The following is a 24,770-nucleotide window of genomic DNA, read 5'->3' on the forward strand; positions in this document are numbered from 1 at the left end:
AGGCGGCTCTGATGGGTGGCGCGTTGCCGACGTTGTTGCTGATCCTGGCCGGGGTGCTGGTGGGTGGCACCTGGTCGCTCTACCGGCAGGGTGCGCCGAAGGCCGCCGTGCTGGTCACCGCGGCGCTCGCGGTGCTCGCCACGGTTGCCGGGGTTCTGCGGCTGCTGCCGGAGAACGGGTGATCGGGGTGACGACGTGAGTGACGTGGTGGTGCTCGACTACGGCTCGGGCAACCTGCGGTCGGCGGAGCGGGCGCTGGCCGCCGCCGGAGCGGACGTCCGGGTGACCGACGACCTCGCCGCGGCGGCTGCCGCCGATGGGCTGGTGGTGCCGGGTGTGGGAGCGTACGCGGCGTGCATGGCGGGGATCGAGGCGCTGGGCGCCGGCCCGGTGATCGCCGAACGAGTGGCTGCTGGCCGGCCGGTGCTCGGCATCTGTGTGGGCATGCAGGTGCTCTTCGAGCACGGCGACGAGCACGGCGTGGTGACCAAGGGGCTGGGGTTGCTGCCTGGCGGGGTGACCCGGCTGGCCGCGGCCCGGTTGCCGCACATGGGTTGGAACACGGTCCGGGCGCCCCGGGAGTCGGTGCTGTTCGCCGGGTTGACGCAGCAGAGTCGGTTCTATTTCGTCCACTCGTACGCCATGGGTGACCCGGCGGCGCTTGCCGCTGCCGGTGCCACGGTGACCACCGCCCACCACGACACGGACTTCGTGGCAGCGGTGGAGCGTGGCTCGTTGTCGGCGGCCCAGTTCCATCCGGAGAAGTCCGCCGACACCGGTGCCGCGCTGCTGCGCAACTGGCTCGCCACGTTGCCCAGCGGTGGCTGAGCGTCGTCGCGCGGCGTCCGATCGGCGGGCGTCGCGGTGAGCCGGGAGCGCGCCCGCCGACGGGCGGTGCGGGAGGCGGAGCAGGCCCGGGAGCGGGCGGTCCGGCAGCGCCAGGTCGCTCGCCGGCAGCGCCGTCGCGCGGTGGTCCGCGGGTTGACGCCGCGGCTGCGGCGGGGTCGCTCCGGGCGGCTGGCCCGGCACACTCGGGGTGAGCGGGCCGCGATCGTGCTGCTCACCGGCGCGGCGTTGATCCTGATCTGGACGTTCGTCGACAACCTGGCGTTGCGTATCGCGCTGATCGTGCTCTTGCTGCTCGTACTGCCGGCGATCGTCGTGATCGCCCTGGACCGTCGTACCTGATCGAGGAGAAGACCTTGAGCCTCACCCTGTTACCCGCCGTGGATGTCGCTGACGGCCGGGCCGTCCGGCTCGTGCAGGGCGCCGTCGGAAGCGAGAGCATCTACGGTGACCCGTTGGACGCGGCGCTGGCCTGGCAGCAGGACGGCGCCGAGTGGATCCACCTGGTCGACCTGGACGCGGCGTTCGGTAGGGGCACCAACGCGCACCTGCTCGCCGAGGTGGTGCGTCAGTTGGACGTGAAGGTGGAGCTCTCCGGGGGCATCCGTGATGACGAGTCGCTGCGCGCGGCGCTGGGCACCGGGGCGGCCCGGGTGAACATCGGGACCGCCGCCCTGGAGGACCCGGTCTGGTGTGACCGGGTGGTCGCGGAGTACGGCGACCGGGTGGCCATCGGGCTGGACGTGCGGGGTCACACGCTGTCGGCGCGGGGTTGGACCCGGGACGGCGGTGACCTGTACGAGGTGTTGGAGCGGCTGGACAAGGCGGGCGCGAGCCGGTACGTGGTCACCGACATCACCAAGGACGGCACGATGCGCGGGCCGAACCTGGATCTGCTGCGCGAGGTGTGTGCCCGTACCGACCGGCCGGTGATCGCCTCCGGTGGGGTGTCCACCCTGGACGACCTGCGGGCGTTGGCGACCCTGGAGTCGGCCGGGGTGGAGGGCGTCATCGCCGGCAAGGCGCTCTACGCGGGTGCCTTCACGGTGGCCGAGGCGTTGCGGACGCTGGCCGAGGCGTGACGACGACCCGGCTGGGGTCGGGTGGCCCGTGGGAGCAGCGTTACGGGTACTCCCGGGTGGTCCGGGCCGGTGAGCGGGCCTGGACGGCCGGTTGCACCGCGACGGTGGACGGTCTGGTGGTGCACGTCGGTGACGCGGCCGCGCAGACCGCGCAGGCGTTGCGGATCGGGCTGGCGGCGCTCGCCGAGGTGGGCGCGGAGCCGGGTGACGTGGTCCGGACCAGGATGTACGTGACGGACCGGCTGCACGCTGACGAGGTGGGCCGGGCGCACAACGTGGTCTTCGGCGCGGTCCGGCCGGCGGCGACCCTGGTGGTGGTGGCCGGTCTGCTGGACCCGGAGCACCTGGTCGAGGTGGAGTTGGAGGCGTACCTCGGCGATCGCTGAGGTACGCCGTCGGACGGCCTGCCGGTCGGTCCGCGGCCCGACAAGTTGTGCACAATTTAATTGTGGGCTACGGTTCAGCGGTGACCGATGACCTGGTGCTGCGCCGGCAGGTGTGCTTCGCGCTCTACGCCGCGTCGCGCGCACTTACCGACGTCTACCGGCCGATCCTCGACGAGGTCGGGTTGACCTACCCGCAGTACCTGGTGCTGCTCGTGCTCTGGGAGCGCCCCGACGACGCACCCACGGTGTCCGAGCTGGGCGCCGAGCTGCGGCTGGACTCCGGCACGCTCTCCCCGCTGCTCAAGCGGCTGGAGGGGGCGGGTCTGGTGGTGCGGCGGCGGTCCGCCCGCGACGAGCGGCGGGTCGAGGTGGGCCTCACCGAGCAGGGTCGGGCGCTCCGCGAGCAGCTCTGCGACGTCCCACTGCGGATCGCGCAGGCCACCGGGCTGGGCCTCGGCGAGCTCGTCGCGCTGCGCGACACCCTCACCCGGGTCACCGACACCATCCACCGACAGAAGGAGCAGTGACCATCATGCAGGTTCTCTACACCGCGTCCGCGACCGCCACCGGCGAAGGCCGGGACGGTCACGTCGAGACCTCCGACGGCACGCTCGCGCTCGACCTGGCCGTGCCGAAGGAGATGGGTGGCGCCGGCAGCGCGGCCAACCCCGAGCAGCTCTTCGCCGCCGGCTACGCGGCCTGCTTCCACAGCGCCCTGCGGGTGGTGGCCCGCCGGGCCAAGGCCGACGTGACCGGCTCCGTGGTCACCGCCGAGGTGGGCATCGGCCCGAACGGCAGCGGTGGCTTCGGGCTCACCGCGCAGCTCGTCGTCGACCTGCCCGCCGCGCCCCGCGAGGTCGCCGAGCAGCTGGTCGAGCAGGCCCACCAGGTCTGCCCGTACTCCAACGCCACACGTGGCAACGTCGACGTCACGCTGACCGTCCGCGAGACCCTGCCCGCGTGACGTCGCCTCCCCAGGCCCCCACCCCGGACGAGAGGACGACCACCCCGTGACCAGCAACCGCGAGATCCACCTGGCCAGCCGCCCCGTCGGCTGGCCCACCGAGGACGACTTCCGGCTCGTCGAAACCGACGTTCCGACGCCCGGGCCGGGCCAGATCGTGGTCCGCAACCAGTACCTGTCCGTCGACCCGTACATGCGCGGACGGATGAACGACGTCAAGTCGTACGTGGCGCCGTTCGCGCTCGACGCGCCGCTCGACGGCGCCGCGATCGGCGAGGTGGTGGCCAGCGAGGCGGCGGACATCGCCGTCGGGGCCACCGTCCTGCACGGGCTGGGCTGGCGGGAGTACGCGCTGCTCGACGCCACCGCCGCCCGCCCGGTCGACCCGAGCATCGCCCCGGTCAGCGCATACCTGAGCGTGCTCGGCATGACCGGCTTGACCGCGTACGCCGGGCTGCTGGAGGTGGCCGCGATGAAGCCCGGTGAGACGGTCTTCGTCTCCGCCGCGGCCGGCGCGGTGGGCAGCCTGGTCGGCCAGATCGCCAAGCTCAAGGGCGCCGGCCGGGTGGTCGGCAGCGCCGGCTCGCCGGCCAAGGTCGAACGGCTGCGGGCGCTGGGCTTCGACGCCGCCTTCGACTACCACGACGGGGTCCGCGAGTCGCTGCGGGCGGCCGCCCCGGACGGCGTCGACGTCTACTTCGACAACGTCGGCGGCGACCACCTGGAGGCGGCGATCTCGGCCATGAACCTGCACGGCCGGGTCGCCATCTGCGGCATGATCGCCCAGTACAACGCCACCGAACCGTCGGCCGCGCCGCGCAACCTGGCGCTGGTCATCGGCAAGCGGCTCACCCTGCGCGGCTTCCTGGTCAACGATCACAACGACGTGCGGGCGGCGTTCGTGCGCGACGTCGCGGGCTGGCTGCGCGACGGCACGCTGTCCTACGACGAGACGATCGTGGACGGCGTCGAGAACGCCCCGGCCGCGTTCCTCGGCCTGCTGCGCGGCGACAACCTCGGCAAGATGCTCGTCAAGGTGTGACGTAGACCTCGTGCGCGGCGGTCGACCCGATCGGGTCGACCGCCGTCGCGGGTGCGGAGGATAGGCTCGCGGCATGACGGTGGCGGTACGGGTGATCCCCTGTCTGGACGTGGACGCCGGGCGGGTGGTCAAGGGGGTCAACTTCCTCGACCTACGTGACGCCGGTGACCCGGTGGAACTGGCCGCCGCGTACGACCGGGCCGGCGCGGACGAGTTGACCTTCCTCGACGTCACCGCGTCCTCCAGCGACCGGGGCACCATGCTCGACGTGGTGCGCCGCACCGCCGAGTCGGTGTTCATCCCGCTGACCGTCGGCGGCGGGGTCCGGCAGGTCGCCGACGTCGACACGCTGCTGCGCGCCGGGGCGGACAAGGTCGGCGTCAACACCGCCGCCATCGCCCGTCCGGAGCTGATCGCCGAGATCGCCGACCGGTTCGGCCGGCAGGTGCTCGTGCTCTCCCTCGACGTGCGTCGGTCGTCGAACGGCGGCACGCCCAGTGGCTTCGAGGTCACCACGCACGGCGGTCGGCGCGGCACCGGCATCGACGCCGTCTGGTGGGCACACCGGGGCGCCGAGTTGGGCGCGGGGGAGATCCTGCTCAACTCGATGGACGCCGACGGCACCAAAGCCGGCTTCGACCTGGAGTTGATCGCCGCGGTGCGAGCGGTCGTGGACGTACCGGTGGTGGCCAGTGGGGGCGCCGGCGAGGTGGCCCACTTTCCGCCAGCGATCGGCGCCGGCGCGGACGCGGTGCTCGCCGCCAGCGTCTTCCACTTCGGTGAGCTGACCGTCGCCCAGGTCAAGGACGCGCTGCGCCACAGCGGGCACCCGGTGCGCTAGCCAGGCGGGGCCGCCGTCCGCGCCGGGCCCAGGTGGTACGCGTCGTGCGCGATCAGATTCGCGAACGCTCCCGCCCATGCCCAGCACCGGGCGCAGGTGCCGCAGATCGGACATCGCCCGTGTCGCTGCTCATGCTCGGTCAGAACCCGCCACCATCGGGCCAGTTGTTCCGGGGTGGGCGCACTCACCGGGCTCCATCCGTGTTCGCGAGGATCGCCGCGACCGACACCTGCGCCTCGAAGCACCACCCGCCGGCACAATCCGGTACGGGGCCAGCGCACGTGTGCCCCCGCAACCGCACCATGCCGCCGACATGCTGCGGGTCCACCACCACCGCCCACACCAGTTCGTCGCGGTTGGTCGGATTCGGGCTGATCTCCCACGCCAGCAGGTGCAGCAGGGTGCCCGCAGGCACCTGAAGGCTGTCGGTCATGTTCGGCTCCGAGGGCAAGGGGTGTCCGCCTTTCCGGTGATGTCCACAGTTCCCGTCGATCCCGTCGGAAGCTGCTGCGCCAGATGGACTGATACGTCGAGCGTGGCCGATAAGCTGGGCCTACGGCAGGCGTGCGCGGTGTGCACACGCTCCTGCACACGCTGGGGGTCGGAGATGGACACCTTCGGGCAGCTACTCAGACGGCATCGCGAGAGCGCCGGGCTGTCCCTGCGGCAGCTCGGTTCGCTCATCCACTTCCAGTACAGCCACATCGCTCAGGTGGAGCGTGGTGGACGCCGTCCCACCGATGCGCTGGCCGCGGCCTGCGATCGGGCCTTGGACGCTGACGGCGCGCTCGTCGAGGCGTACCGGACCGACCGAGCCGGTGCCACCGACATGCACAGACGCACCATGCTGCGGGCCATGACCACCTTGGCCGCCGCCCCCGCCGTCGCGCCTCTGGCAGGGTTCGAAGCCCTTCGCCACGGCCTCGGCGACGCGGTGACGCCCGACCACGACGAGTGGGAGCAGATCGCGGCCGAGTACGGCCACAGCTACTACCGGCAAGCCCATCCCGCGCTGATGGCCCAGCTGAGAGCCGACCTAACCGTGCTGCAACACCAGGTCGCAGCCGACACTGGTAGGCGCCGACCTGGTCTCCTGCGGGCTGCCGCGCACCTATCCGTCATCGTCGCGTTGAGCCTTGTCGCGTCGGGGCAGACCGTGATGGGTCGCCGCTGGTGGCAGACCGCCCATCGCGTTGCCGGCGAATCCGGGGACACCGACACCCGAATGTTGGTGCGGGCGTGGGATGTGGTGAACGGCTGCTACGACGGACGCCGACCGTCGGCGATCGTCGCCCTGTCGGACAAGGCATTGCCTCTGCTGGGCCGAGAGGCCACGTCGGCGGCGTGCGGGTTGCTCGCCGGCCGGTCCCAAGCCCTGTCGTTGGCCGGGCGGCATGCGGAGGCGGTGGCGACGGTGCGGCAACTCGCCGACCTGGCCCAGCAGCTACCAGCCGCGATCGCGGGCGACGTGGAGTCGTTGTGGGGGTGGCCGGAGCATCGGCTTCACCACACCGAATCGTGGGTGTACACGCACGCCGGCCGTCTGGTCGACGCGGAGGCCGCGCAGGAGCGGGCCCTCGACCTGTACCCGGCGTCGCAGGTGCGGTTACGTGCGCAGGTGCAACTGCATCAGGCTGCCCGGCTGATTCGGGGCGGGCACATTCCCGACGGGTTGCGGCATGCCGCCGACACCCTCGACGCGCTGCCGGTTCGCCTCCACAACCACCTGCTGCGGTCGGTGGCCGCCCAGGTCACGGCAGCCGTACCCACGACCGAGCGGTCAAGGCCGGCGTTCGCGGATCTCGCCGACCGGGTTCGGGCCTAGGCTCATCCGCTATGCCGGTGACGTACAGCGTGCACACCGCCGAATCGGCCACGGCGGTGTTTCCGGCGCTGGTGCGTCTGTACGCGGTCGTCTACGCCGAGCCACCGTACGCCGAGGGACCGGAGCAGGTGGCCGGCTTCGCCAATGGTTTGCCCGACGAGACGCGACGCGACGGGTTCACTCTCGTCGTGGCCGAGGACGGGGAAGTGCTGGTCGGTGCGGCGTACGGGTGGAGGTTGCCAGCCGGCCGTTGGTGGACGCGCGCCGACACCGAGCCTTCTAACGATCTACGGGCCGCCGACAAGTTCGCGGTGATGGAGTGGATTGTGCATCCCGACCGGCGCGGTGCGGGCATCGGTGCGGAACTCATCCGTCGGCTCCTCGACGGGCGGCCCGAGCGGTGGGCAACTCTCGCGTCCAACCCGGCAGCGCCGGCCCGTGCCGTCTACCAGCGCGCGGGATGGCAGCAGGTCGGCGGGTCAGCGATGCCCGACGGCACGCCCATGCACCTGCTGGTCCTGCCGCTGCCCGTTGCGCCGGTCCGGCGTCGCTGATCCCCGGCCGCCTCCGCCGCGCCGAGCATCACGACGACAGAGGTCAGCGCTCGCCGGAGTGTCCCTCCGGTGACCGACGCGGGGTGGGGATCGAACGGACCGCGTACTCCTGGACGGCCGCCGCGTGGTCGGCCTCGTCCAGGATCCAGTCGGCGCTGCCGGGCGCGTGCCGGCGGGTCAACACACCCTGCACGGTGTCCACCATGGTCGCCACACCCGCGCGTGGGCGGGTACGCCACAGCTGCTCACCGTCGGCGGTGATCCGGAACCAGCCGTCGGCGACGCTGATCAGACCGGCGCCGACCAGCCGCTGGACCGCGGCCTCCACCTCGTGTCGCTGCGGGATCGCGTGGTTGAGGTGGTCGGCGGTGGAGAGCACGTCGGTCAGGCGGACGCCCTCCGGCCGTCGACTTGTCGCCGAACGACGGTGCCGTCCGGCCCCGCTCGCGATGACGAGCGACACGAAGATCCAGGCGTCCGTCCAGCGCCAACCGTTCTCCCCCATGCAGAGATGATGACGGCGCGCGTCGCGGAAGGGAACACCCACCCTCCAACCGGTACTCAGCACCACCAGGACGTACCGGTTCGCGGACGGTCGGTGAGGGTTCAGCCGGCGGGGGCGGCCGGCGCGGCACTGGCGGGCGGGGGAGCGGCGCTGTCGGGCGGGAGCGCGGCGCTGTCGGGCGGGAGCGCGGCGCTGTCGGGCGGGAGCGCGGCGCTGTCGGGCGCGGTTTCCTCCGGCACCGCGAACAGCGGGATGAAGAACTGGGCCAACGGGCCGATGGCCAGCGCGTACGCGACGGTGCCCAGGCCGACCGTGCCGCCGAGCAGCCAGCCCAGCGCCAGCACGATGACCTCGATGACGGTGCGCACCAGTCGGACCGACCGGCCGGGTCGACGGGCCACGTACCCGGTCATCAGGCCGTCGCGGGGGCCGGGCCCCAACCGGGCACCGAGGTAGAGAGCCGTGGCGGCGCCGTTGGCGACGATCCCGCTGATCAGCATGGCGATCCGGACGCTGAGCGGGCCACCTGCTGGCAGCAGGGCCACTGTGGCATCCACCACCAGGCCGATCACCACGACGTTGCTGACCGTGCCGAGGCCGGGCCGCTGCCGCAGCGGGATCCAGAGCAGCAGGACCAGAGCGCCGACGCCGATGGTGACCGTGCCGAAGGAGAGCCCGGTCAGCTTGGAGAGCCCCTGGTGGAACACGTCCCACGGGTCAAGGCCCAGGTGGGAGCGGATCATCAGAGCCATGCTGACGCCGTAGAGCGCGAGACCGAGGTAGAGCTGGACCAACCGTCGAACCGGCCGGTGCCGCAGATTGCCAAGCAGTGCCATGCATGCCACCCTAGGTGCCAATCCTCATCGAGGAAGAAGCCAATATCCGAGGAGTGGCTATGACCGGGCAGGTGCGCGGAGTCCAATTGGCCCGTCTGCTCGGGCAGTGGCATGCCCTACCGGGCCGCCGCCGCAGCCCGGACTACGCCGCTCTGGCCGGATCGGTGCGCGGGCTGCTCGCCGACGGCCGGCTACCGCTGGGCGTCCGCCTCCCGGCCGAACGGGAGTTGGCCGAGGCGCTCCGGATCAGCCGGACCACTGTCACCGCCGCCTACCGGCAGCTGCGCGAGACCGGGCACCTGGCCAGCCGTCGGGGTGCCGGCAGCTGGACGATGCTGCCCGGCAACCACCGGGTGGCCAGCACCGGCCTGTGGACCCCGCTGGACGACCGGGAGATGCTCGACCTCGGCGTCGCGGCACTGGCCGCCCCGCCGCAACTGCTGTCGGCCGCCCGGGCCGCCACCGAGGACCTGCCCCGCTACCTGACCGGGGCCGGCTACCACCCGACCGGCATCATCGAGCTGCGCGAGGCCGTGGCCGACGCGTACACCGCCCGGGGTCTGCCCACCTCGGCCGACCAGATCATGGTCACCAGCGGCACCCAGCACGCCCTGGACCTGGTGTTGCGACTCGCTCTCGCCCCCGGCGGCAGCGTCCTGGTCGAGTCCCCGACCTATCCCAACGCGCTCGCCGCGCTGGCCGGCCGACGCGCCCGGATCACCACCCACGGCCTGGCCGCCGATGCCGGCGGTTGGGAACCCGACCTGCTGCTGGGCAGCCTCCGGCAGACCCGGCCCAAGCTGGCCTACCTGATCCCGGAGTTCCAGAACCCGACCGGGCACCTGATGCCCGCCTCGCTGCGCGAGCGCGTGGTGGCCGCCGCACACGCGGTCGGCACCGACCTGATCATCGACGAGTCCTTCGTGGATCTGTCGATGGACGGCACCGAGCCGCCACCCCCGGTCGCCACCTACGACCGGCACAGCCGGGTGATCAGCATCGGCGGGATGAGCAAGCCCTACTGGGGTGGCCTGCGGATCGGCTGGGTGCGCGCGTCCGCGCCGCAGGTGCAGCGGCTGGCCGCCGTGCGGGTCGGGGTCGACATGGCCAGCCCGGTGCTTGACCAACTGGTCGCGGTGCACCTGCTCGCCGACGCCGAGGCCATCGTCGCCGACCGCCGCGTCCAGTTGGCCGTCCAGCGGGACGCCCTGCTCGGCGCGCTGGCGGACCGACTGCCGGAGTGGCGGGTCACCGTGCCACGGGGTGGCGTGACGCTCTGGGCCGAGTTGGACGGCCCGATCTCGAGCGCGCTGGCCCGGGCCGCGGAGGAGGTCGGCGTACGGCTGGCGCCCGGCCCCCGGTTCGGTCTGGACGGCACCCTGGAGCGCTTCCTGCGGCTGCCGTTCACACTGCCCGCGGCGGATCTCGTGGAGGCCGTCGGGCGGATCGCGGCGATCCGCTACGACCTGGACCGGGCCGGCCGCCAGCGGTGGCGCGAGCCGGCCGTCATCGCCTGAGCGCCGGTGCCACGAACGCCGGTGGCCCCGCACCCCAGCGGGTACGGGGCCACCGGCGCCGCGTCAGAGCTCGGCGAGGGTGCCGGCGTACATCTTGTCGATCTCGGTGGCGAAGTTGTTCTCCACGCCACGCCGCTTGATCTTCAACGACGGGGTGATCTCGCCGTCCTCGATCGTCAGGTCACGCGGCAGGATGGCCACCTTCTTGATCGTCTCCCAGCGGTTGAGCTTGGCGTTGAGCTGGGCGACGTACTCCTCGACCATCGTCTGGGCCTCGGCCGAGGCGACGATCTCGGTGTAGCCGCGCCCTTCGAGGGGGCCGCCGGCGACCCAGCCCCGGATCGCGTCCGGGTCCAGGGTGACAAGCATCGTGCAGAAGTTGCGGGCCTGACCGACGACGACCGCCTGGGAGGTGTACGGGCAGATGGCCTTGAACATCCCCTCGATGTGCGACGGCGCGATGTACTTGCCGCCCGAGGTCTTGACCAGGTCCTTCTTGCGGTCGGTGATGCGTAGGTAGCCCTGCTCGTCGAGGGTGCCGATGTCACCGGTACGGAAGAAGCCGTCCTCGGTGAACGCGGCGGCGGTCTCCTGCGGCAGGTTGTGGTAGCCGCGCATCACCGGCCGACCACGCAGCAGGATCTCGCCGTCGGTGTCGATCTTGCACTCCAGGTCGCCCATGGCCAGGCCCACCGTGCCGATCCGCAGCCCGTCCGGCGGGTTGACGAAGTTGCCGGCGCTGGTCTCGGTCAGGCCGTAGCCCTCGGAGATCGGCAGGTTCGCGGCGGCGAAGAAGGTGGCGATCTCCGGGCTGAGCGGCGCGGCGCCGGACACCAGCACCCGCATCCGGCCGCCCAGGCGGGCCTGGAGCTTGCTGAACACCAGCTTCTCCGCCAGCCCGTAGCGCAGCTTCAGCCCGGCCGGCACCGGCTTGCCGGCCTGCTCCAGGGTGACCTTCTCCTTGCCGACGCCGACGGCCCACCCGAAGATCTTCGCCTTCGCGCCCCCGGCGCCCTGCGCGGTGGTGACGGCCTTGTTGTAGACCTTCTCGAACACACGGGGGGCGCCGCACATCAGCGTCGGACGGATGACCGAGAGGAGGTCGACCAGCCGATCCACCCGTCCGTCGACGTAGGTGGGCAGGCCGACGTGGATGGCGCCGCAGAGCAGGGTCTTGCCGAACGAGTGGGCCAGCGGCAGCCACAGGTACTGCAGGTCGTCGTCGCGCAGCAGCCCGACCTCCGCCTGCGCCACCGCCTCCCAGCACCAGCCGCCGTGCAGCAGCTCGACGCCCTTGGGTTGGCCGGTGGTGCCGGAGGTGTAGATCAGGGTGGCCAGGTGGTCCGGGCCGATGCCGGCCACGAGCATGTCGATCAGATCCGGCTCGGCGGCCAGCGCCTGGGTGCCGCGCTCCTCCAACTCGGCGAGCGTCAACTGGGCGATCGCGGCGGTCGGGTCGACGGCGCCGTCGAGGAGCACCACGTGGGTGAGCGCGGGCAGGGTCGCGCCGGCGATCTTCGCCGCCTGGGCCGGGTTCTCCGCGAACAGCACCTTCGACCCGGAGTCGGCGATGATGTACGTCGCGTCCGCCGGCTCGGTGGTCGGGTAGACGGTGGTGGTCGCGCCGCCGGCGCACATGATGCCGAGGTCGGCGATCACCCACTCCAGCCGGGTGTTGGCGAGGATCGCGACCGGATCCTCCTGGCCGACGCCCAGGCCGTGCAGGCCGGCGGCGACCGCCTTGGCGCGCTGCCCGGCCTGCGCCCAGGTCACCCAGGCAGGCCCCGAGTCGTCGGAGTTCGGGGACGCGAACGCGTTTCGGTCGGGGGTGGCCGCCACACGCTTGAGGAACATGTCCGGGATGGAGCGGTACGGTACATCGAGAGCCATCGCTGTAGCCGCCTTCGGGGGTGGTGGCGTGACGGTCGTCACGTCATGATGGTTACCGAAGAGTATTGCCTGTCGCCGTGCATCGGCTAGCCCTGGTGATCGTCCGGCCGTCCCAACCCACCGACCGGTACGGTCGATCAGGCGTACCGGGCGGCCACCACCGACCAGTCGTAGGTGGCCCGGACCCAGTTACGTCGAGCGGCCAGCGCGTCGCGGATCCCGTCGCCACCGGCGGCACGGAGCGCCTCCTCCGCGTCCAGGTACGTCGCCAGCCCCTGGTTGAACCGGTGTGCCGCACTCCGGAGCGAGGTCACCTCGTCCGCGTCGCTGTCCTGGGCGATCACCGTGACCAGGTTGTGCGCGTCCGGGTCGGTCTGGCTCTCCTTGCCGTAGGAGAACAGGTCGTTGCACCAGCAGACCAGGTCCACCGCCAGCAGGTCCAGGGCGACCAGCCCCGGGTCGGCGCGCTGGGTCGGCCCGGAGGGCCGCGTCGACGCCAGGTCGGTCAGGGTGAGGCAGGGGTGCACGCCTCCGATGTGCCGGCGCAGCTGCACGTACTCCGCCACCTCGGGGACGCGCCGACGTTCCCGGTTGCCCGCCTCCCAGAGCAGCGCCAACAGGTACTCCCGCATCTGGCTGACGAATCGCAGCAGCAGTCCAGCCTGATCGCGCAGCCGGGTCCGGCGGCAGAGGTCGTGCAGCGCGTCACCCAGCGGACCGACGGCGGGCGGTACGACGTCCGGGTCACCGCACCGGTCGAGCACGTCGAGCAGGGTGCTGATCGCCGGGCCCAGCCGGACCGGGTCGGCACCGAGGCCGTCCTCGTCGCAGGCGTCGTCCATCACGAAGAGCCAGCTGATCAGGTCGGTGAGCAGCCGCAGCCCCTCCACCGAGCCGTCCGGGCAGGCGCGGCCGGCCAGGCCGGCGGCGTCGGCCCGTTCCAAGCGGTGCACACGCTGGCTGGAATCGACCAGCCCGAACGTGCGCGCCCACTCGAGGCTCTCACCCGCCACCTGGTCCGTGGCCCCATGGCGCCCCGTGGGGAACGGGGGTTCCCGCAGCGCCGAAATCGCGAAGTCCCGCACAATGTGCCCCCACTTCGTGCCGCCCGGCGCGGAGCGGCGCGGTGAAGCGTACGGGAGGAGGTATCAGCGTGTTTCGCTGGGTGTGGGAAATTCCACAGTTATTTGTGACCGTTTACGCACACACCGTCACATGCCCAGGTTGGCGGCGCGCAGTCGCCGAGCAGCCTCCGCCGAACCGTTCAGTTGGACCCGGGCCACCCGTTGCCGGCCGGAGAAGAACAGCACCAACTCGGCCGGGGCGCCGACCAGGCGCAGCGGCTCACCACCGCGACCGACGGAGACCTCACCATGGCCGGGTGCCTGCACGTAGAGGTCCGCCGGGAAGCGGCGCAGTGCCAGCCGGGCCATCGGTGCCGCACGTTTCCACAGCGCGCTCTGCAGGCCGGTGGACAGATCGCGCGGCTGCCACCCGGAGCCGGCCCGCCGGACGTCCTCGTGATGGATGAAGAACTCCATCGTGTTGGCCAACTCGTCGGTCACCGGGTTGCTGACCGGGCTCCACAGCGGCGGTCGCCGGACCTGCGCCACCAACTCGGGGTAGGGCCGTGCGGCGAGTCGCCGACGGACCCGCTCGGCGTAGCCGCGCAGCGGCGGCAGCAGGATCCCACCCGCCGCGTCCGGACGGCGTTCCCGCAGCACCAGATGGGCGGCGAGGTCACGGGTCGCCCAGCCCTCGTTGATCGTCGGGGCGGCCGGCCCGAGGGCCAGCAGAAGATCGGCCAGCGCCTCGCGCTCGGCTCGGGCGTACCGCGGCATGGCCCGATCGTAGGCCCGGTGACCCGCCGACGCGCGACAGCGGACGCCGGTCGGTGGCAGCGGCACGCCGCCGCGCGGTACGTGATGGTCGACATATCCGCTCAGGGTCGGCGGCACTGGCCCCGACCGGTAAGGATGAGGGAGATAATTGTGGCTTACGGCGGGGGAGAGCGTGGCGAGCAAGACAAGTCGGGACGTTCTCAGCCGAGGGCTGGGGGTCCTGCGGCAGGCGATCCGTGAGCAGCCGCGGATCTTCGCGGTGGCGGTCGTCGGCAGCGTGCTCTTCGGTGGGATGATCATCGTCAGCGCCCGGGTCGTCGGGTCGGTCATCGGTGAGGTGGCGCTTCCGGCCATCGAACGCGGCGAGGTGGGCGCAAGCACCCTGGCACTGGCCGCGGCCGCGTTGTTCGGGATCAGCGTGCTGCGGGTGGCCGGCATCTTCGGCCGCCGCCTCGGCGCCGGCTACATGCAGTACCGCCTCCAGGCCTCCTACCGTCGCAGGGTCACCCGTCGGTACCTGGAGCTGCCGCTGTCCTGGCACCACCGCAACTCCACAGGCACGCTGCTGTCCAACGCCAACTCCGACGTGGAGGCGGCCTGGTACCCGATCGCGCCGCTGCCGTTCGCCGTCGGCACGTTGGTGATGCTGGTCGGCGCGATCGTGTCGCTGTTCGCCACCGACTGGGCGCTCGCCCTGGTCGGCCTCGCGGTCTTCCCCGCGCTGTTCGCGCTCAACGTCGTCTACTCCCGCCGGATGGCCCCCCGGCAGGCCCGCGCGCAGCGCCTGCGCGCCGAGGTCAGCGGGATCGCCCACGAGAGCTTCGACGGCGCCCTGGTGGTCAAGACGATGGGCCGCGAAGCCCAGGAGACCGCCCGGTTCGCGGGCCGCGCCGGCGAGCTGCGCGACTCGCTGATCGCGGTCGGCCGGCTGCGCGGCATCTTCGACCCGCTGCTGGAGACACTGCCCAGCCTCGGCACCCTCGCCGTACTGGTGGTCGGGGCGTTCCGGCTGCGCCAGGGCGCGATCAGCGTGACCGAGCTGGTCAGCGTGGCCTTCCTCTTCACCGTGCTGGCCTTTCCGGTGCGGGCCATCGGTTGGGTGCTGGCCGAGCTGCCGCGCAGCGTCGCCGGCTGGGACCGGGTCCGCCGGGTGCTCGACGCCACCGGCGAGATGCCGTACGGGCAGCGGGTGCTCGACCCGACCGGCTCCGGCCCGGCCACCCTCACCTTCAGCGACGTGCACTACTCCTACCCACCTGCCGAGGCGCACCCGCCCGGCGCGCAGGTCCTCGGCGAGGTCGGCTTCACGGTGCCGTCCGGTCGGACAGTGGCACTGGTGGGGCCCACCGGCGCCGGCAAGTCCACCATCGTGTCGCTGGCGGTGCGCCTCGTCGACCCGGACTCCGGCACGGTGATCCTGGACGGCGTGGACGTGCGCGAGCTGACCTCCGCGTCGCTGGCCGGCACGGTCGCCCTGGTCGCCCAGGTGCCCTTCATCTTCGACGACACGGTCCGCGCCAACATCGCCCTCGACCGGCCCGGTGTCGACGACGAGGTGGTCTGGGCGGCGCTGCGGCTGGCCGAGGCGGACGGTTTCGTCGCCGCGCTGCCCGAGGGTCTGGACACCATGGTCGGCGAGCGGGGCACCTCGCTCTCCGGCGGTCAGCGGCAGCGGCTCACCCTGGCCCGCGCACTGGCCGGTCGACCGCGCCTGCTGGTGCTCGACGACGCGACAAGCGCTGTCGATCCTCGAGTGGAGGCGGCCATCCTGGCGGGACTACGGTCGTCGACCGCGGAGGCGGGGGTTCCGGCCGCGTCGATCCTGGTGGTGGCGTACCGCCGGGCCACCATCGCGCTCGCCGACGAGGTCATCTACGTGGAGCAGGGACGGGTGATCGCCCGGGGCACCCACAGCGAGTTGTTGGCGACCGTGCCCGGGTACGTCGACCTGGTCACCGCCTACGAGCAGGCCGAGGTCGAGCGCGCGCAGGAGAGTTCGTACGGCGACGACGTGGCGCCGCTGCCCTCGGGCCTGGAAATCGAGGTGGACCGGTGAGCGCGAGGAGTGCAGCGAAGCGGAGCCCCGCAGTCGCGAACGAAAGGCCAGCCCGGTGAGCGCGGTTACGGAAACGAGTGACACGCAGGAGGCGCGGGAGGAGACGACCTGGCAGACCCTGCGTCGGGGTCTGGCGCTCTCGCCGGAGCTACGGATCGGTCTGGCCGGCACGTTGGGCCTGGCCCTGGTCTACATGATCGGTCGGGTCGCCGTGCCGGTCGCCGTGCAGCAGGGCATCGACAGGGGTCTCGTCGGTGGTCTGAATCTGAACGTGGTCTGGTCGGTGGTGGCGATCACCACGGCGATCCTGACGATCACCACGATCTGCGGCTACCTGATGATGCGCCGGCTGTTCACGGTCAGCGAGACGGCGCTGGCCAATGTCCGGACGCGGGCGTTCCGACACGTGCACGACCTGTCGATGTTGCACCAGCAGTCGGAGCGGCGGGGTTCGCTGGTTTCGCGGGTGACAAGCGACGTCGACCAGATCACCCAGTTCCTCCAGTGGGGCGGGGTGATCCTGCTGGTCAACCTCGGTCAGCTGGTGGTCACCACGGCCGTCATGCTGGCGTACTCCTGGCAGTTGACACTTGTGGTGCTTGCCGCGTTCCTGCCGGCGGTGTTCGTCATCCGGCAGTTGCAACGCCGCCTCGGCAGCGCGTACGCGACGGTGCGCCAACGCACCGGGACGCTGCTGGGCGCGATCGGCGAGAGCGTGGTGGGCGCCCCGGTTATCCGGGCGTACGGCATCGCCGGGCGTACCGAGCGGCGGCTGGACGAGGCGATCGACAGGCAGCGTCTGGCGCAGCAGCGGGCGATCCGGATCAGCATCGTGGGCAGCTCGGTCGGGGAGTTGGCGGCGGGGCTGGCGCTGGCCGGGGTGGTGGTGCTCGGTGTGTTGTTGGGGGTGGACGGCACGTTGTCGATCGGCCAGCTGACCGCGTTCCTCTTCCTGGTGACGCTCTTCATCCAGCCGGTGCAGATCGCCACCGAGGTGCTCAACGAGGCGCAGAACGCGATCGCCGGCTGGCGTCGGGTGCTGGATGTGCTGGACGTTGCCCCGGACGTGGCCGACCCGGGGGAGCAGGGGCGGAAGCTGCCGGGCGGGCCGCTGGACATCCGGTTCGACGGTGTGCGGTTCGCCTATCCGGGTGGTCCGTCGGTGCTGCACGACATCGACCTGGAGATCCCGGCGAAGAGCCGGGTGGCGGTGGTCGGTGAGACCGGCAGCGGCAAGACCACGTTCGCCAAGTTGCTGACCCGTCTGATGGACCCGTCGGCCGGGGCGGTGCTGCTGTCCGGGGTGCCGTTGACGGACGTCCGGTTCGACTCGCTGCGCTCCCGCGTGGTGATGGTGCCGCAGGACGGGTTCCTCTTCGACGCGACGGTGGGGGACAACGTCCGGTTCGCCCGGCCGGAGCTGACCGACGAGCAGCTGAGCGCCGCCTTCACCGAGCTGGGCCTGTCGGACTGGCTGGAGGGTCTGCCGGCGGGCCTGGACACTCCGGTCGGGGAGCGCGGCGAGGCGCTCAGTGTCGGGGAGCGCCAGCTTGTCGCGTTGGCCCGCGCGTACGTGGCTGACCCGGACCTGCTGGTGCTCGACGAGGCGACAAGCGCGGTGGACCCGGCGACGGAGGTGCGGTTGCAACGCACGCTGGACGCGGTCACCCGAGGTCGGACGACCCTTGCGATCGCGCACCGGCTCTCCACCGCGCAGGCTGCCGACGAGGTGATCGTGGTGGACCGGGGTCGGGTGGTCCAGCGCGGCCCGCACGACGAGTTGGTCCGCGACGCCGACTCGGTGTACGGCCTGCTCTACGCCTCGTGGCTGGAGCAGACCCGATGAGGTGCGGCGGAGTGGTGGACGTCGGCGGGCGGGTGCTCTAGGCTCCGGCTTAGGTAAGCCTAACCTCTGAAGGAGGTCGCGCCCATGCGGCCCAACTCCGCCGAGATCGTCCGTACCCTCGTCGCCGGCCGCCTGCCCGGTCTCGTGCACCTGGCCCACCGGCCGGGCCCGCACCACGCCCGGCACGTCACCGACGTGGACGGGAGGGTGCTGCTGCTGGTGCCGGTGGCCAGCCACCTGGCCGCCGCCCTGCAACCGGCCGCCGGGGGCAGTGACGTCGCGGTGGTCCTCGACGTGCTCGACCTGCCGCCCGCCGCCGGCGCGCCCGGCCTGGGTCGTGCCTGGGTGTCCGGCTGGGCGGCCGAGCTGCGCGGCGACGAGGCCCGCCACGCGGCCGTCGACTTCGCCGCGGTGGAGCCGACCGGCGACCTGCTCGACCTGGGCACCCGGTTCCGGTTGTTCCGCTTCGAGGTGGTCGAGGTCCGCTGGGAGCGGGCCGGCGTCGTGCACCGGATCGACCCGGTGGAGTACGCCGAGGCCGAGCCGGACCCGGTGCACCCGGTCGAGGCCCGTCTGCTCGCCGACCTCGCCGAGTGTCACGGCGCCCAGGTGACGGAGTACCTGCGCCGGCAGCTCGGGTTGACCGAGCAGACCCCGGACGGGCCGCCCCGGGTGGTGCGCATCGACCGCTACGGGCTGGTGGTGGCCCTCGGCCGCCCCGGTGCCCGGCGTCGGGTCCGGCTGGCCTTCCCCGGCCCGGTGGCGGACCCGGCCGAGCTGCCCCGGCTGCTACCGCCCCTGCGCCCGACAGCCGACGCCCGCCCACCCCGCTGACCAGGTGCCGCCGCCGCGCTGACCGGCCGCCGCCGTCGGGTCAGGTGGGCAGCGGGTCGATGAGGTAACGCTGGATCGTGGGACCGATCGCGGCCACCAGGGTCTCCGGGTCCGCCGAGGCGACCGGCTCGAGGCGTACCACGTGGCGCATCATGGCCAGGCCGATCATCTGGGTGGCCACCAGGGAGCCCCGCAGCGGCAGCTCGGCCGGGTCGACGTCGAGGTTTTCGAGCACCCGGCGCAGCACCTGGGTGGTGACGAACTCACGCAGCAGTCGAGCGGTCCACTCGTTGCTCACCGCGGAGCGCAGCAGCGCCTGCGCGGCGCTGCCGACCGGGGAGTCCCAGATGCCGAGGAAGGTGCGCACCAAGCGTTCGCCGACGGCATCCCGGTCACCGGCGAGCACCTTCGGCACCAGCTGACCGGGGTCGAACGGGAAGTTCATCGCGGCCAGGAACAGCTGGTCCTTGCTGCCGAAGTAGTGGTGCACCAGCGCCGGGTCGACCTCCGCGGTGCCGGCGATGCCCCGGATCGAGGCGGCGTCGAAGCCACGTTCGGCGAACGCCGACCGCGCCGCGTCGAGAATCGCCTCCCGGGTGCCTGGTTTGCCGGGTCGCCGGCCGGTTCGCCGCGTCATCGCCGCCCTTCGTTCGTCCGCCTGGGCACATCGCGGGCCGGCCCGACCCACGACGGGGTCGGCGGCCACGCTGGCCGCCGCCCCCGTCGCTGACGGTCAGCCGCTCCGTCGGCGCAGGGTGGCCGCCGCGAGCACCAGCGCCAGCACCACAGCGCCGAGCATCACCACCACGTCCCGCCACATCCGGCCGGTCGGCTCGGCGTGGGCGCCGACCTCCTGCAACGCCTCGATGGCGTACGACAGGGGGAAGGCGTCACTGAGCGCCTGGAGCCAACCGGCCATCTGGTCGCGGGCCACGAACAGCCCGCAGAGCAGCAGTTGGGGGATCACCACGACTGGCAGGAACTGTACTGCCTGGAACTCGGTGCGGGCGAAGGCACTGCACAGTAGCCCGAGGGCGACACCGAGCACGGCGTCGAGCACCGCGATCCCGATCACCAGCCCGATGCTGCCGGCGGTGTTCAGATCGAAGATCCAGTACGCCACGGCGGCGGCGATGGCGGCCTGCACGGCGGCGGCCAGCCCGAACGCGATGCCGTACCCGAAGAGCAGGTCGAGCTTGCTCAGCGGTGTGGTGAGCAGCCGCTCCAACGTGCCCGAGGTGCGTTCCCGCAGCATGGCGACGCTGGTCACCAGGAACATGATCACGAAGGGGAAGATGCCGAGCACCACAAGTGCGATCCGGTCGAAGGCCGTCGGCTGGCCGGGCGGGGTCGGCTGGTCGGCGTACATGTAGTTGACCAGGGTGAGCAGGGCGGCCGGCACCACCACGAGCAGCGCGATGGTCCGCCGGTCGTGCCGGAGCTGACGCAGGATGCGGCCGGTGGTGGCGGCGAGGATTCGCGCGTTCATGCTGTCTCCCGTGCGGCTGTCGCGTCGGTGCTGGTGGGGGCGGCCTCGCTGGCCCGGATGAGCCGCAGGAACGCCTCGTCGAGGTCATCCACACCGGCGGTGGCGCGGATCGCGGCCGGGGTGTCGTCGGCGATCAACCGCCCCTGGCGGATCAGCAGCAGGCTGTCGCAGCGCGCCGCCTCGTCCATCACGTGGCTGGACACCAGCAGGGTGGTGCCGGCGGCGGCCATCGCGTGGAACCGGGCCCACAGGTCGGCCCGCAGCACCGGGTCCTGACCGACGGTCGGCTCGTCGAGGATGACCAGCTCCGGCTCCCCGACCAGGGCGCATGCCAGCGATGCTCGGCTGCGTTGACCGCCGGAGAGGGTGCTGACCAGTTGGCCGGCCGCCTCGGCCAGCCCGACATCGCTGATCGCCCGGTCGGCCTCGGCGCGCCCACGCCCGTACAGGGCCGCGAAGTAGCGGGCGTTCTCCCGGACGGTCAGGTCGGCGTAGACGCTCGGCGCCTGGGTCAGGTAGCCCACCCGGTGCCGCAGCGCGGGGGTGCCCGCCGGTTGGCCGAGCACGGTGACCGTCCCGCCACTGAGCAGCTGCACCCCGACCACCGCGCGCATGAACGTGGTCTTGCCGCTGCCGCTGGGACCGAGCAGCCCGGTGACCGCGCCGCGCCGGACATGGCAGCTGATGCCGTCCAGCACCCGCCGTCCACCCCGGTCGACGACCAGGTCTCGGACGACTATCGCATCGTCCATCATGCACCTCCAGAGAAACTCAACATCTGTTGAACTCAACGCTAGATGAAATACTGCGCCGGGCGCAACGCCCGGATCGGTGGCCGGCTGTCGGCCGTCGCACGGTGCGCGAGAACGGGCAGTAGGCTCCGGACCGGACACGAAGTCCGCCAACGGGCATTGCGCCCCGATCGGACGTACGGCACGATGGCGCGGTGGGTCACGCTCCGTTACCGGATAGCGGTTTTCTCGAGGATTGGGCCGCGCGGTTGCGGCAGGCCGCCGAGCGGCCGGTCGTCGGCATCCTGTTGCGCGGCAGCCACGCCCGGCGCGCCGCCACCGCACACAGCGACGTCGACCTCGACGTGCTGGTCGGCGGTGCCCCGTACGCGGCCCGGCGGGCCTACCTGGCCGAGTCCGCAGGCCAGGTCACCCACGTCTCGGTGGCCGCCCGGGACGTCCGGTCCTGGGTGCACCGCCTCGGCGAACCGGCCGACTGGGCGTTCGGACTGCCGGTCACCGCGCCCGCGCGGCTGCTCTGGGCCGACCCGCACTGGCGGCCCCGGATCGACCTGCCGGTGCTCTGTCAGCCCGCCGAGCCACCCCGACTGGAAGAGATGATCGCCACTCTGGGTAAGGCTGCCGCCGCCCGCGCGGCCAACGACCGCCTCGGGGTCCGGCTCGCCGTCGCCGACCTGGCGCGCCTCTGCCCCTCGGTGCTGCGCCCGGCCAACCCGTTCGTGCGGGTCCACTCCCGCCGGGCGGCCTTCGCGGCGGCCCTGGAACTGCCGGTGGCCCCACCCGGCTACCGCGCGGACATGCTGCTCTGCCTCGGGCTGCGCCCCGGCGCCACCGGGCAACTCTGGGCCGCCGCCGTACGACTGGTCGCCGGCACGCTGCCGTTGATCCGGCCGTACGCCGAGGAGATCGCCGACACGGCCGGCGCGGACCTGGCCGCCGCCCTGGTCGACGGCCGGCTGGACCGCTATGTCGCCCAGCTGGCCCGGCCGGCCGGGCCCTCGCCACAGCCCGGGCCCGCGGGGCCTCCGCCGTCGCCCTGGCGGGAGCGGTCGGCGGTGCCCGCGCCGCGTGCGGGAGAATTGGTGACTGTGCCCGTACCTGACCCGCCGGTGACCGGCGTCCCCAGCGATCCGAACGAGCTGGCCGCGCCCGCGCCGGCGCACCCGTCCCGGCTCGACCCGGCCATCGCGGCCCAGCTGCGCCGCACCGCCGACGGTCTGGTCGCCGCCGTGGTGCGCGCGCACGACTCCGGTGAGGTGTTGATGGTCGCCTGGATGGACGACGAGGCGTTGCACCGCACCCTCACCACCGGCCGGGCCACCTACTGGTCGCGCAGCCGACGCGAATACTGGGTCAAGGGCGCCACCTCCGGGCACCACCAGTACGTGCGGTCGGTCGCCCTGGACTGCGACGGGGACGCGCTGCTGGTGAGCGTGGACCAGGTCGGCTCGGCCTGCCACACCGGGCACCTGACCTGCTTCTTCACCGAGCTGCCCGTCACGAGGACGGAGGCCCCCCAATGACCGACGGCGCCCTCAGCCCCGACCTGGCCACCTTCACCGCGCTGGCCGCCGACTGGCGGGTCGTGCCGGTCACCCGGCGGCTGCTCGCCGACGCGGAGACCCCGGTGGGGGTCTACCGGAAGCTGGCCGGCGGACCGGGCACGTTCCTGTTGGAATCGGCCGAGCAGGGCGTCGGTTCGGCCGGCATGGCCTGGTCGCGATACTCGTTCATCGGCGTACGCAGCAGCGCGACCCTCATCGAACGCGACGGCGTGGCGACCTGGCTGGGCCAGCCGCCGACCGGGCTGACCACCGAGGGTGACCCGGTGCGGATGCTGCGGGAGACGGTGGCGGCGCTGGCCGGCCCGGTCGGGGACCCGTCCGACGGCCTGCCGCCGCTGACCGGGGGCATGGTCGGCTATCTCGGCTACGACCTGATCCGGCGCTTCGAGCGGTTGCCGGAGCTGACCGAGGACGACCTGGGCGTCCCGGAGCTGGGCATGATGCTCGCCACCGACCTGGTGGTGCTCGACCACTACGACGGCTCGGCGATCCTGGTCGCCAACGCGGTGCTGCCGCCGTTGGACGCCCCGGACCGCGCCCCGCAGGTCGCCGCCGCCTACCACCACGCGGTGGGCCGGTTGGACGCGATGACCACGGCGTTGTCCCGGCCCATCCCGCCGATGATCTCCACCGTCGAGCGTCCGCCGGCCGGCGAGGTGCTCTGCCGTACGCCCGACGGGGGCTACCCGAAGGCGGTGGAGGCGGCCAAGGAGGCGATCCGGGCCGGTGAGTGCTTCCAGATCGTGCTCTCCCAGCGCTTCGAGCGGGCCACCCACGCCGATCCGCTGGACGTCTACCGGGTGCTGCGCACCAGCAACCCCAGCCCGTACATGTACCTGCTGCGCTTCGACGGGTTCGACATCGTCGGCTCGTCCCCGGAGGCGCACCTGAAGGTCACCGGGGCCACGGATGGGCGACGTCGGGCGTTGCTGCACCCGATCGCCGGCACCCGGCCGCGGGGCGGCACCGCCGTCGCCGACGCCGCGCTCGCCGCCGAGCTGCTCGCCGACCCGAAGGAACGGGCCGAGCACGTGATGCTTGTCGACCTCGGCCGCAACGACCTGGGTCGGGTCTGTCAGCCCGGCAGCGTGGAGGTGCCCGAGTTCGCGACCATCGAGCGGTACAGCCACGTCATGCACATCGTCTCCACCGTCACCGGCACGCTGCGTGACGACCAGACCGCCTTCGACGCGCTGGCCGCGACCTTCCCGGCCGGCACGCTCTCCGGGGCGCCCAAGGTGCGCGCCATGGAGATCATCGAGGAGTTGGAGCCGGTCCGTCGTGGTCTCTACGGCGGCACCGTCGGCTACTTCGGCTTCGGCGGTGACCTGGACATGGCGATCGCCATCCGGACCGCGCTGATCCGCGACGGCCGCGCCTACGTGCAGGCCGGGGCGGGGGTGGTCGCCGATTCGGACCCGGCCGCCGAGGACCAGGAGACGCGGAACAAGGCCGCGGCCGTGCTGGCCGCGATCGCGGCCGCCGAAACGCTCCGGCCAGCCCGTTGAGCGGCGGGGCGCGGTCCGTCGTGGGTCGGCGGGCGTTGACGTACGCCGTGCTGCTCTGCCTGGCCGGCGCGGGCCTGGCGCTGTGGGCCGCGACGCGCAGTTGGTCGGTGGAGCTGACGGTACGTCCGGCGCCGCTGCCGCCGGTGCGCGACGCCCGCAGCGGTGCGAGTCTGCTGCCGTGGCTGCCGGCGTTGGCCCTGGTGACCCTGGCCGGGGGTGGCGCGGTGCTGGCCACCCGGGGCCGCCTCCGTCGGGTGCTCGGTGTGCTGCTCGGCGTGCTCGGTCTGGCCGTGGCTGCCGGCGGCGGGTATGGGCTGGTCGCCGACGTGGGCGGCGCGGTGAGCCGGCAGTGGCCGGCGCTCTGCCTGCTCGGCGGCCTGCTGGCCGCTGTTGGGGGCTGGTGGACGGCCGCGCGTGGCGGTGACTGGCCGGCGATGGGGGCACGTTACGAACGGCCGGCGCGGACCGCTCCGGAGGCCGCGTCGGCGCAGAGCGACCCGGGCGGGCCGCCGACGCCGTTGGCGGGGCGACGGACCACCGAGGCGTGGGACGCGCTGGACCGGGGCGAGGACCCGACGGCCGACTGACGCG

General features: G+C 72.5%; 27 protein-coding genes and 1 pseudogene. 19 read left to right on the forward strand and 9 right to left on the reverse strand.

Annotated features, from left to right (window positions below; all coding sequences use genetic code 11):
- Nucleotides 1-11 precede the first annotated feature (11 nt).
- The 9 genes from IW248_RS01955 to hisF all read left to right on the forward strand — a co-directional run bounded on the left by IW248_RS01955 (nucleotide 12) and on the right by hisF (nucleotide 5,161).
- Entirely contained in the window at nucleotides 12-182 is a 171-nt protein-coding gene (locus IW248_RS01955) for a CG2302 family histidine operon protein (protein WP_196925398.1), read from the forward strand.
- A gap of 13 nt (nucleotides 183-195) precedes the next feature.
- Nucleotides 196-828 (forward strand): imidazole glycerol phosphate synthase subunit HisH, encoded by a 633-nt coding sequence (gene hisH, locus IW248_RS01960; protein WP_124823226.1) that lies wholly within the window; start codon nucleotides 196-198, stop codon nucleotides 826-828.
- Nucleotides 829-864: 36 nt separating this feature from the next.
- Complete coding sequence (locus tag IW248_RS01965; protein WP_124823225.1) at nucleotides 865-1,188, forward strand: hypothetical protein; 324 nt, start codon at nucleotides 865-867, stop codon at nucleotides 1,186-1,188.
- 14 nt (nucleotides 1,189-1,202) lie between these two features.
- Entirely contained in the window at nucleotides 1,203-1,928 is a 726-nt protein-coding gene (priA, locus tag IW248_RS01970) for a bifunctional 1-(5-phosphoribosyl)-5-((5-phosphoribosylamino)methylideneamino)imidazole-4-carboxamide isomerase/phosphoribosylanthranilate isomerase PriA (RefSeq protein WP_091407754.1), read from the forward strand.
- Nucleotides 1,925-2,314 (forward strand): RidA family protein, encoded by a 390-nt coding sequence (locus IW248_RS01975; RefSeq protein ID WP_124823224.1) that lies wholly within the window; start codon nucleotides 1,925-1,927, stop codon nucleotides 2,312-2,314. Before priA ends, IW248_RS01975 begins: the two co-directional genes overlap by 4 nt.
- Before the next feature lie 80 nt (nucleotides 2,315-2,394).
- The gene (locus IW248_RS01980; RefSeq protein ID WP_030334465.1) at nucleotides 2,395-2,841 is read left to right on the forward strand and encodes a MarR family winged helix-turn-helix transcriptional regulator; all 447 of its coding nucleotides are present in this window, start codon (nucleotides 2,395-2,397) and stop codon (nucleotides 2,839-2,841) included.
- A gap of 5 nt (nucleotides 2,842-2,846) precedes the next feature.
- Nucleotides 2,847-3,278: an organic hydroperoxide resistance protein gene (locus IW248_RS01985; protein ID WP_231396621.1), complete on the forward strand. Its 432-nt coding sequence runs from the start codon at nucleotides 2,847-2,849 to the stop codon at nucleotides 3,276-3,278.
- Nucleotides 3,279-3,324: 46 nt separating this feature from the next.
- Complete coding sequence (locus IW248_RS01990) at nucleotides 3,325-4,320, forward strand: NADP-dependent oxidoreductase (RefSeq protein ID WP_196925400.1); 996 nt, start codon at nucleotides 3,325-3,327, stop codon at nucleotides 4,318-4,320.
- A gap of 73 nt (nucleotides 4,321-4,393) precedes the next feature.
- Nucleotides 4,394-5,161 carry an imidazole glycerol phosphate synthase subunit HisF gene (hisF, locus tag IW248_RS01995; protein ID WP_196925401.1) on the forward strand — a complete coding sequence of 256 codons (768 nt, stop codon included), beginning with the start codon at nucleotides 4,394-4,396 and terminating at the stop codon, nucleotides 5,159-5,161.
- A gap of 184 nt (nucleotides 5,162-5,345) precedes the next feature.
- Here hisF and IW248_RS02000 read toward each other — a convergent pair whose 3' ends face one another.
- Nucleotides 5,346-5,594: a hypothetical protein gene (locus tag IW248_RS02000; RefSeq protein ID WP_196925402.1), complete on the reverse strand. Its 249-nt coding sequence runs from the start codon at nucleotides 5,592-5,594 to the stop codon at nucleotides 5,346-5,348.
- Nucleotides 5,595-5,768: 174 nt separating this feature from the next.
- Here IW248_RS02000 and IW248_RS02005 point away from each other — a divergent pair, with 174 nt between their 5' ends.
- Together IW248_RS02005 and IW248_RS02010 are read left to right on the forward strand one after the other, a co-directional pair.
- On the forward strand, nucleotides 5,769-6,986 hold the full coding sequence (locus IW248_RS02005) for a helix-turn-helix domain-containing protein (RefSeq protein ID WP_196925403.1): 1,218 nt from the start codon (nucleotides 5,769-5,771) through the stop codon (nucleotides 6,984-6,986).
- Nucleotides 6,987-6,997: 11 nt separating this feature from the next.
- Nucleotides 6,998-7,540 carry a GNAT family N-acetyltransferase gene (locus IW248_RS02010; protein ID WP_196925404.1) on the forward strand — a complete coding sequence of 181 codons (543 nt, stop codon included), beginning with the start codon at nucleotides 6,998-7,000 and terminating at the stop codon, nucleotides 7,538-7,540.
- A gap of 43 nt (nucleotides 7,541-7,583) precedes the next feature.
- On the opposite strand, the gene IW248_RS02015 is transcribed toward IW248_RS02010, so the two are convergent.
- Nucleotides 7,584-8,045: a hypothetical protein gene (locus IW248_RS02015; RefSeq protein ID WP_196925405.1), complete on the reverse strand. Its 462-nt coding sequence runs from the start codon at nucleotides 8,043-8,045 to the stop codon at nucleotides 7,584-7,586.
- Between the two features lie 101 nt (nucleotides 8,046-8,146).
- Nucleotides 8,147-8,881 (reverse strand): membrane protein YczE, encoded by a 735-nt coding sequence (yczE, locus tag IW248_RS02020; protein WP_231396137.1) that lies wholly within the window; start codon nucleotides 8,879-8,881, stop codon nucleotides 8,147-8,149.
- Between the two features lie 59 nt (nucleotides 8,882-8,940).
- Here yczE and yczR point away from each other — a divergent pair, with 59 nt between their 5' ends.
- Complete coding sequence (gene yczR, locus IW248_RS02025) at nucleotides 8,941-10,398, forward strand: MocR-like transcription factor YczR (RefSeq protein WP_196925406.1); 1,458 nt, start codon at nucleotides 8,941-8,943, stop codon at nucleotides 10,396-10,398.
- A 63-nt stretch (nucleotides 10,399-10,461) separates the two neighbouring features.
- Here yczR and IW248_RS02030 read toward each other — a convergent pair whose 3' ends face one another.
- The 3 genes from IW248_RS02030 to IW248_RS02040 form a co-directional block, all read right to left on the reverse strand.
- Nucleotides 10,462-12,288 (reverse strand): AMP-dependent synthetase/ligase, encoded by a 1,827-nt coding sequence (locus IW248_RS02030; protein ID WP_196925407.1) that lies wholly within the window; start codon nucleotides 12,286-12,288, stop codon nucleotides 10,462-10,464.
- Between the two features lie 137 nt (nucleotides 12,289-12,425).
- Nucleotides 12,426-13,301 (reverse strand): terpene synthase family protein, encoded by an 876-nt coding sequence (locus IW248_RS02035; RefSeq protein ID WP_307787632.1) that lies wholly within the window; start codon nucleotides 13,299-13,301, stop codon nucleotides 12,426-12,428.
- Nucleotides 13,302-13,499: 198 nt separating this feature from the next.
- A complete protein-coding gene (locus IW248_RS02040) occupies nucleotides 13,500-14,129 on the reverse strand; it encodes a TIGR03085 family metal-binding protein (protein WP_196925409.1) in 630 nt (209 codons plus the stop codon).
- A 172-nt stretch (nucleotides 14,130-14,301) separates the two neighbouring features.
- Between IW248_RS02040 and IW248_RS02045 the strand changes: the two genes are divergently transcribed.
- The 3 genes from IW248_RS02045 (at nucleotide 14,302) to IW248_RS02055 (ending at nucleotide 18,865) form a co-directional block, all read left to right on the forward strand.
- Nucleotides 14,302-16,185 (forward strand): ABC transporter ATP-binding protein, encoded by a 1,884-nt coding sequence (locus IW248_RS02045; RefSeq protein ID WP_124822311.1) that lies wholly within the window; start codon nucleotides 14,302-14,304, stop codon nucleotides 16,183-16,185.
- A 55-nt stretch (nucleotides 16,186-16,240) separates the two neighbouring features.
- Nucleotides 16,241-18,031 carry an ABC transporter ATP-binding protein gene (locus tag IW248_RS02050; protein WP_196925410.1) on the forward strand — a complete coding sequence of 597 codons (1,791 nt, stop codon included), beginning with the start codon at nucleotides 16,241-16,243 and terminating at the stop codon, nucleotides 18,029-18,031.
- An 84-nt stretch (nucleotides 18,032-18,115) separates the two neighbouring features.
- Nucleotides 18,116-18,865 (forward strand): DUF2470 domain-containing protein, encoded by a 750-nt coding sequence (locus IW248_RS02055; RefSeq protein WP_124820400.1) that lies wholly within the window; start codon nucleotides 18,116-18,118, stop codon nucleotides 18,863-18,865.
- Nucleotides 18,866-18,905: 40 nt separating this feature from the next.
- Here the strand turns inward: IW248_RS02055 and IW248_RS02060 are convergent, their stop codons facing one another.
- The 3 genes from IW248_RS02060 to IW248_RS02070 form a co-directional block, all read right to left on the reverse strand.
- Nucleotides 18,906-19,502 (reverse strand): TetR/AcrR family transcriptional regulator, encoded by a 597-nt coding sequence (locus IW248_RS02060; protein ID WP_196925411.1) that lies wholly within the window; start codon nucleotides 19,500-19,502, stop codon nucleotides 18,906-18,908.
- 96 nt (nucleotides 19,503-19,598) lie between these two features.
- Nucleotides 19,599-20,354: an ABC transporter permease gene (locus IW248_RS02065; RefSeq protein WP_124820402.1), complete on the reverse strand. Its 756-nt coding sequence runs from the start codon at nucleotides 20,352-20,354 to the stop codon at nucleotides 19,599-19,601.
- Nucleotides 20,351-21,106 carry an ABC transporter ATP-binding protein gene (locus IW248_RS02070; protein WP_196925412.1) on the reverse strand — a complete coding sequence of 252 codons (756 nt, stop codon included), beginning with the start codon at nucleotides 21,104-21,106 and terminating at the stop codon, nucleotides 20,351-20,353. Before IW248_RS02070 ends, IW248_RS02065 begins: the two co-directional genes overlap by 4 nt.
- Nucleotides 21,107-21,702: 596 nt before the next feature.
- On the opposite strand from IW248_RS02070, the pseudogene IW248_RS32780 reads away from it, so the two are divergent.
- The 4 genes and pseudogenes from IW248_RS32780 to IW248_RS02085 all read left to right on the forward strand — a co-directional run.
- Nucleotides 21,703-21,981, forward strand: a pseudogene (locus IW248_RS32780) (phosphoribosyl-AMP cyclohydrolase); the annotation flags it as partial.
- Nucleotides 21,982-22,194: 213 nt separating this feature from the next.
- Nucleotides 22,195-22,629: a phosphoribosyl-AMP cyclohydrolase gene (hisI, locus tag IW248_RS32785; protein WP_307788355.1), complete on the forward strand. Its 435-nt coding sequence runs from the start codon at nucleotides 22,195-22,197 to the stop codon at nucleotides 22,627-22,629.
- Nucleotides 22,626-24,179, forward strand: coding sequence for an anthranilate synthase component I (locus tag IW248_RS02080; RefSeq protein WP_196925414.1), 1,554 nt, complete (start codon nucleotides 22,626-22,628; stop codon nucleotides 24,177-24,179). The genes hisI and IW248_RS02080 overlap by 4 nt, the downstream gene beginning before the upstream one ends.
- Entirely contained in the window at nucleotides 24,176-24,766 is a 591-nt protein-coding gene (locus tag IW248_RS02085; protein WP_196925415.1) for a Trp biosynthesis-associated membrane protein, read from the forward strand. Before IW248_RS02080 ends, IW248_RS02085 begins: the two co-directional genes overlap by 4 nt.
- The last annotated feature ends 4 nt before the right edge of the window (nucleotides 24,767-24,770 follow it).

The sequence above is a fragment of the Micromonospora ureilytica genome, assembly GCF_015751765.1.
GTDB lineage: Bacteria > Actinomycetota > Actinomycetes > Mycobacteriales > Micromonosporaceae > Micromonospora > Micromonospora ureilytica.

Coding starts and splice junctions, on each gene's coding strand:
- hisF (WP_196925401.1), top strand. CDS start 4,394: ATGACGGTGGCGGTACGGGTGATCCCCTGTCTGGACGTGGACGCCGGG.
- IW248_RS02055 (WP_124820400.1), top strand. CDS start 18,116: ATGCGGCCCAACTCCGCCGAGATCGTCCGTACCCTCGTCGCCGGCCGC.
- IW248_RS02065 (WP_124820402.1), bottom strand. CDS start 20,354: ATGAACGCGCGAATCCTCGCCGCCACCACCGGCCGCATCCTGCGTCAG.
- yczR (WP_196925406.1), top strand. CDS start 8,941: ATGACCGGGCAGGTGCGCGGAGTCCAATTGGCCCGTCTGCTCGGGCAG.
- IW248_RS01955 (WP_196925398.1), top strand. CDS start 12: ATGGGTGGCGCGTTGCCGACGTTGTTGCTGATCCTGGCCGGGGTGCTG.
- IW248_RS02070 (WP_196925412.1), bottom strand. CDS start 21,106: ATGGACGATGCGATAGTCGTCCGAGACCTGGTCGTCGACCGGGGTGGA.
- IW248_RS02000 (WP_196925402.1), bottom strand. CDS start 5,594: ATGACCGACAGCCTTCAGGTGCCTGCGGGCACCCTGCTGCACCTGCTG.
- IW248_RS02015 (WP_196925405.1), bottom strand. CDS start 8,045: ATGGGGGAGAACGGTTGGCGCTGGACGGACGCCTGGATCTTCGTGTCG.
- IW248_RS02030 (WP_196925407.1), bottom strand. CDS start 12,288: ATGGCTCTCGATGTACCGTACCGCTCCATCCCGGACATGTTCCTCAAG.
- IW248_RS02060 (WP_196925411.1), bottom strand. CDS start 19,502: ATGACGCGGCGAACCGGCCGGCGACCCGGCAAACCAGGCACCCGGGAG.
- IW248_RS02080 (WP_196925414.1), top strand. CDS start 22,626: ATGACCGACGGCGCCCTCAGCCCCGACCTGGCCACCTTCACCGCGCTG.
- IW248_RS02010 (WP_196925404.1), top strand. CDS start 6,998: ATGCCGGTGACGTACAGCGTGCACACCGCCGAATCGGCCACGGCGGTG.
- IW248_RS02040 (WP_196925409.1), bottom strand. CDS start 14,129: ATGCCGCGGTACGCCCGAGCCGAGCGCGAGGCGCTGGCCGATCTTCTG.
- yczE (WP_231396137.1), bottom strand. CDS start 8,881: ATGGCACTGCTTGGCAATCTGCGGCACCGGCCGGTTCGACGGTTGGTC.
- IW248_RS01985 (WP_231396621.1), top strand. CDS start 2,847: ATGCAGGTTCTCTACACCGCGTCCGCGACCGCCACCGGCGAAGGCCGG.
- IW248_RS02005 (WP_196925403.1), top strand. CDS start 5,769: ATGGACACCTTCGGGCAGCTACTCAGACGGCATCGCGAGAGCGCCGGG.